At 42.5% G+C, this 5,056-nt stretch carries 5 protein-coding genes; 3 read left to right on the forward strand and 2 right to left on the reverse strand.

Features of this window, described 5'->3' with window-relative positions:
• Positions 1–584 (forward strand): Hpt domain-containing protein (locus IQ229_RS12570; protein WP_194044140.1); only part of this gene is annotated, 584 nt, incomplete at its 5' end.
• Between the two features lie 330 nt (positions 585–914).
• Here the strand turns inward: IQ229_RS12570 and IQ229_RS12580 are convergent.
• Positions 915–1,055: a hypothetical protein gene (locus IQ229_RS12580; RefSeq protein WP_194044144.1), complete on the reverse strand. Its 141-nt coding sequence runs from the start codon at positions 1,053–1,055 to the stop codon at positions 915–917.
• Between the two features lie 94 nt (positions 1,056–1,149).
• Here IQ229_RS12580 and IQ229_RS12585 point away from each other — a divergent pair, with 94 nt between their 5' ends.
• Together IQ229_RS12585 and IQ229_RS12590 are read left to right on the forward strand one after the other, a co-directional pair.
• Entirely contained in the window at positions 1,150–1,350 is a 201-nt protein-coding gene (locus tag IQ229_RS12585; RefSeq protein ID WP_194044146.1) for a hypothetical protein, read from the forward strand.
• 284 nt (positions 1,351–1,634) lie between these two features.
• Positions 1,635–3,068, forward strand: coding sequence for a vWA domain-containing protein (locus IQ229_RS12590; protein ID WP_194044148.1), 1,434 nt, complete (start codon positions 1,635–1,637; stop codon positions 3,066–3,068).
• A 216-nt stretch (positions 3,069–3,284) separates the two neighbouring features.
• On the opposite strand, the gene IQ229_RS12595 is transcribed toward IQ229_RS12590, so the two are convergent.
• Positions 3,285–4,361, reverse strand: a complete 1,077-nt coding sequence (locus IQ229_RS12595; RefSeq protein WP_194044150.1) for an alpha/beta hydrolase family protein — start codon at positions 4,359–4,361, stop codon at positions 3,285–3,287.
• Positions 4,362–5,056 lie beyond the last annotated feature (695 nt).

Consider the following 5,056-nt stretch of genomic DNA (forward strand, 5'->3'; position numbering starts at 1 on the left):
CTTTTGCATTGGGTCATCGTCCTGTGGTGATTGCGATGACAGCTAATGTAATGAAAGAAGACGAACAAACGTGTCTAAATGCCGGAATGGACGACTATTTGAGTAAGCCAGTATTTAAAGAAAAATTGGCTGAGACTTTAGAGCATTGGACAGGTGTGATCGTTTCCCAGCAAGAAGCAGGTGTGTATGAACAGACAGTTTCCACTGACTTAGCAATTGATTGGGAACATTTACATCAGATATCAGGAAATGATGAAGAATTTGAATTAAATTTATTGCAAATATGCGTTGAAGATATTAAACCCCGTTTAGAGATAATTAAAGCAGCGATCGCAACGGATGACTTTGAGCAAATAGCGCGAGAAACTCATCACGTTAAAGGTGCTAGTGCCAACATTGGAGCCACAGCTATGTACTTAGCAACTGACAAACTAGAACAACTAGCTAGCGATCGAGACCTTAAAGGTACTACTAATTTAATTTTAGAATTAGAAGAATTTGTCAACTGCATTCAATACTTTTTAATTAAAAACAAAGCCGTGAAGGAGGCAGGAGGCAGGAGGCAGGGGGCAGGTGGGCACTGAGCGACTTGCTTACGGCAAATGGACTGTGTACAACGCTGGCGCTCTTGGATTATGCACCCAGTCAACCTGCTCTGTTGCTGGCTGAAAACCAAGATTGTGGTGTCGAGTTGAAAGACTGTCATGAAAGAAGGTACTGGTTCCGCTGCGCTCGTGCCAAATGGTGAAAAATGGTCGATGCTGTCGGGCAATGGTTTCCATGACACTACATCAAAGACAATTGCCCAATCCATCCCGACACTTGACATTATGTAAATCGTGTACTACATTTGTAGTATACAAGAAAAGCCTCCTCAAAAGCATTGCAATAATGCTTTCCTTGGGTCTGTAGCTCTAACGGTAGAGATCCCGGATGTCACTTGTGCCCTGACAGAAAAAGCTTACATACTTGCTCAATGGTAGAGCGATCGTCTCTAAAACGATAAGTTGCAGGTTCAATTCCTGCGGTGTAACCACAGCTTTTTCAACTTGCATGAGGTGTGAGTGTAACTCTCACAGGGAGGGTATCGGTTCAATCCCGATCAGATCCACTAATATCAGTTCGTAATTAAAACAAGAGGTGATTGTAATGGTTCATATTCGATTTGAAGGACGTTCTGTTGATGTGCCAAAAACCCAATTGGGAATTGCAGCAGGGATGAATGATCTGGCAGTGAAGGAGCGCGTTGCTCGACATTTAGATGTGAATAGCGATCGCCTTTCTGCTTACGTAATTGATCGCCGTCCCAGTGGTGATTTTATCATCCGTCCTGAAGCTGTCTATGGTTAAATTTCAGAGTCATCCAGTGACTTAAGATTTAATTCCGCGCCCTAACTTGTGAAGCCTACACACTCCGGCAACGGAATGCAGGTGAACGATTCCTGTCGCTCCCTTTGATGGGAGCGTAGCCAAATTGGTATAGGCAATTGTGAAAACTGCTTTGCTAACTTGTGCGGAATTTCAATTATTTAAAGCACAAGTTATACACAATGCTTCTACAACTTGCGCGGTGACTTGATCACCTCGCGTGCAACATCTGGCTCCTCATCCATCACAACTAGAGGAGGTTTATAATGAATACCGCAGAACGTGACCTGCGTTTGGAAATGCTCAACAGTTTGCTGACAACTCCTCACCGCAAGCTTGAGCAAGTTACAGAAATTCATCAGTTAATTGTTGAACTCGATCCCATCTTCTACGGACACCTGGCAATTTGGTATCAGCGTCATGGTGATGTCCGCGACCACAAAGAGGTGTTTGTTGCTCATTTGTTAACCAGCAATTTGACTGAACACCGAGATGCTGGATTTATGATGCTGCAAGAGTTTCCACCCTATCAGGTAGCTCGTGTGGTGGACTTCATGAAGCAGCAGCAGAATAAACTGCCTCGTTCCGCTCGCACTGCGGTACGGCGTTACTTGAAGGTGCGAGAAAGCAATCCGGCTCTGTTCGATCGCGCTGCACTCAGAGGTCGTAAAGCAATGAAGCACTTATATGCTTCACTGCACATCAAGCCAAATGAACGGGCAAATGCGATTCTTTTCCGCGATACTCCTCCAGAGGGTTCCTTAGCAAATGTGCTGAAGCAGCTTGCTAAGGCAGAAAGTGCCGCAGAACAGGCACGGCTGATCGTGGAGTTCAACATTCCCTACACGATCGCAATTGGTGCAATCAAGCAACTTACACCTGTTGTCTTGGTGGCGTTAATCAACAGCATGACTCCTCAAGAAACGATCAACAACCTCAAGTCTCTCCAGACTAGAGGTGCAATGGATCACCCAGAAGTTAAGAAGTTGATTGATTCCAAGCTGAAAGCAGCGTCTAAGAGTGGGCGTGTTTCAGCATTCAAAGCACAGATTGCCACAGACGCAGGAGATTTTGACGCAGACACCGTTGCCCAACTGGAAAAGGTGACTAACGAACAGGTGAAGCGGCGGGGTGCGATCGCTCGTCCAACTGCTTTATTGGTGGACAAATCTGGTTCAATGGAAAATGCGATCGCGATCGGTAAGCAACTCGCTGCCCTAATCTCTGGTATCACTCAGGCAGAACTGTTTGTTTACGCCTTTGACACAATTCCGTATCCTGTTACAGCAAAGGGCAAGGAGTTGAGCGACTGGGAGCGTGCTTTCCAGCATATCAATGCAGGCGGTGGTACTAGTATCGGTTGTGCATTGGAAGCAATGCGGAAGAAGAAGCAGGTGGTTGACCAAATCATCTTGGTGACGGATGAGGGCGAAAATGCGGCTCCTTACTTCGGTGAAGTCTACAAGAACTACTGCCGGGAATTGGCGATAATGCCCAATGTGGTGATTGTCCGTGTGGGTACTCATTACGACTGGGTAGAGAGTCAACTGAAGCAGCAGCAAGCACCTGTAGATACGTTCACTTTTGCAGGTGACTACTACAGTTTGCCGAACATCGTCCCACTCTTGACGCGCCCCTCTCGTCTGGATTTGCTGATGGAGATTCTGGATATGCCGTTGCCTGTGCGATCGGATAAGTGAGTTTTAAAGTATAGCAATGTTTATTATTACAAAAAGTAAGCATTGCTTACTTTGTAAATTTTAATCAGACTATCGTACATCGAAAAATTTTTCTCAAAATAAAGGTTGTTACTACTAGGGTTTCATATTGTTGCAACAACATTCCATCTGTGCTTGGCAAAGTAAATAGTAGCCAGTTTACCAATACCATTGGATGTTCCAGTAACAAGGACTGTTTTAGAGATTGGTTTTAAAATGGCGTTTTGATTCATTTATTCTTTTTCGTAGTTGAGTAATCGTAAAATAAGTAAACAATATCCCTAAAGGTGCAACAGTCGATGCCGATTCAGGAACACGTTTACTCTCTACTGTCACATTGGAGTCAGCAGCTTCACCTGTGTAATAAACGTAATTAAAAGCGTCTTTATCATTAAGAATACTTGCACGTAAAAACAAACCACTCCACCGAGCAATTGTTTCAATAGCTACATCTTGATTAAGTGTAGAATTTATCGGGTCAGGAATTGCACCAGCAGGATTATTTGTATTTGTGATACTAAAATGATTGGCACCTTTGATATTAATCAGTGCAGCAGGTGGATTTTTAATTTTGTCATAAGTTAAACTAGCCCGGAAAGGCAGCGCTCTGCCATCACGATCCCCTTGCAGGAGTGCAACTGGTATTCCATCATTGTTAATAGGAAGATAAACATCATTCTCATTGCGAAGACCACCACCATAGAATGCTCCTGCTACAATTTGTTTAGGTCGAGAGAAAGAACCCGGACAAAGTGTTGGTTTCAAGCATAAATTTCCAATTGCAGATAATCCTACGGCGCTGCCTAACGAATGACCCAATAATCCTACTTTCTCTGTATCCAGCAAGCCTACAATAGGTGAACTAACATTCTTATTTTCAACTACAATTTGTTGTAAAGCTGTATTAATTTGGCTAGTTTGGGGTAATAATGCTTCGCCAAATATTGGAGCTATACGCTTGCTGTTTGGCACCACTACTACAAATCCATAACGTGCAACTTGTTTAGCGTAATTAGAGTAATTTGATTTGTCAACTAGTGCACCTTGTAGTAATAGTGCTACTGGAAAGGAATAATTGCTTGTTTTTAAGTCTGTTGGATTAGGATAGTAAATATCAGCTAGATTATTATCTCCAGTAATAGTAGTACTGTAGCTAGCAACGTTGTCAAACACAGGTGTCGGATTAAAGGAAGAAGCAGACCCTATTTCATTAATACCCAATACAAGTAACGATGTGCTTGTACAAACTACTGACAAAGATTTGATATTCAACAAAATAGCTACTCCATTTCTAAGCAACAAAACGTATTTATTCTAATACTTCTGTTTAAACTACCATAGTATTTGTACCCTTAGTTTTTTTACTGTAGGTAGATGCTAGGGTGTAAACCAAAAGGTTTTGGAAACTCAAACCCTGTACTTTACCAATCATTAAAATAACGTTGATACCATTACTGCACTGCGATCGCTGTAGATTTTTAGTAAGGCAACCTGTACTATTTTGTGCCAATTAGTTACAGTGACAATAGTTATATTTAGTTATGCATACCGAGTGCAATCGCCTATATGAAGGATACTTCCGTACCATTGCCCTTACGCATGGCAGGCGCAAATGAGCGATCGCTGACGCAGTAGATAATTCAATCATCTTTATCTAGCTTTACCTCTTGTCTTGTAATCGATAAAGTAGTATTTCTGTAGTATAATGTACTATAATAATATCTTGCGTGCCCCAACTCGTGGAGCCTACATACTAGTACGAGAGGAAAAGTAACACTGCCAAATGCAGTGCGCGTGTGTGAATGGGGAGTACGAAGAACCTGGGAGGTAGGCTTAAAAGTAGCCATCCTTAAAAGAGTGTGTAACAACTCACCAGTGGAGTCCCTCTAGTAACTGAGAACACGCAATGCTCCACCAACTTGCACGCAGAATTTTATTAATTCGTAATTCGTAATTAAGAAAGTTAGATT

This window comes from Nostoc cf. edaphicum LEGE 07299 (genome assembly GCF_015207245.1).
In the GTDB taxonomy this organism is placed as follows: Bacteria; Cyanobacteriota; Cyanobacteriia; order Cyanobacteriales; family Nostocaceae; genus Nostoc; species Nostoc edaphicum_B.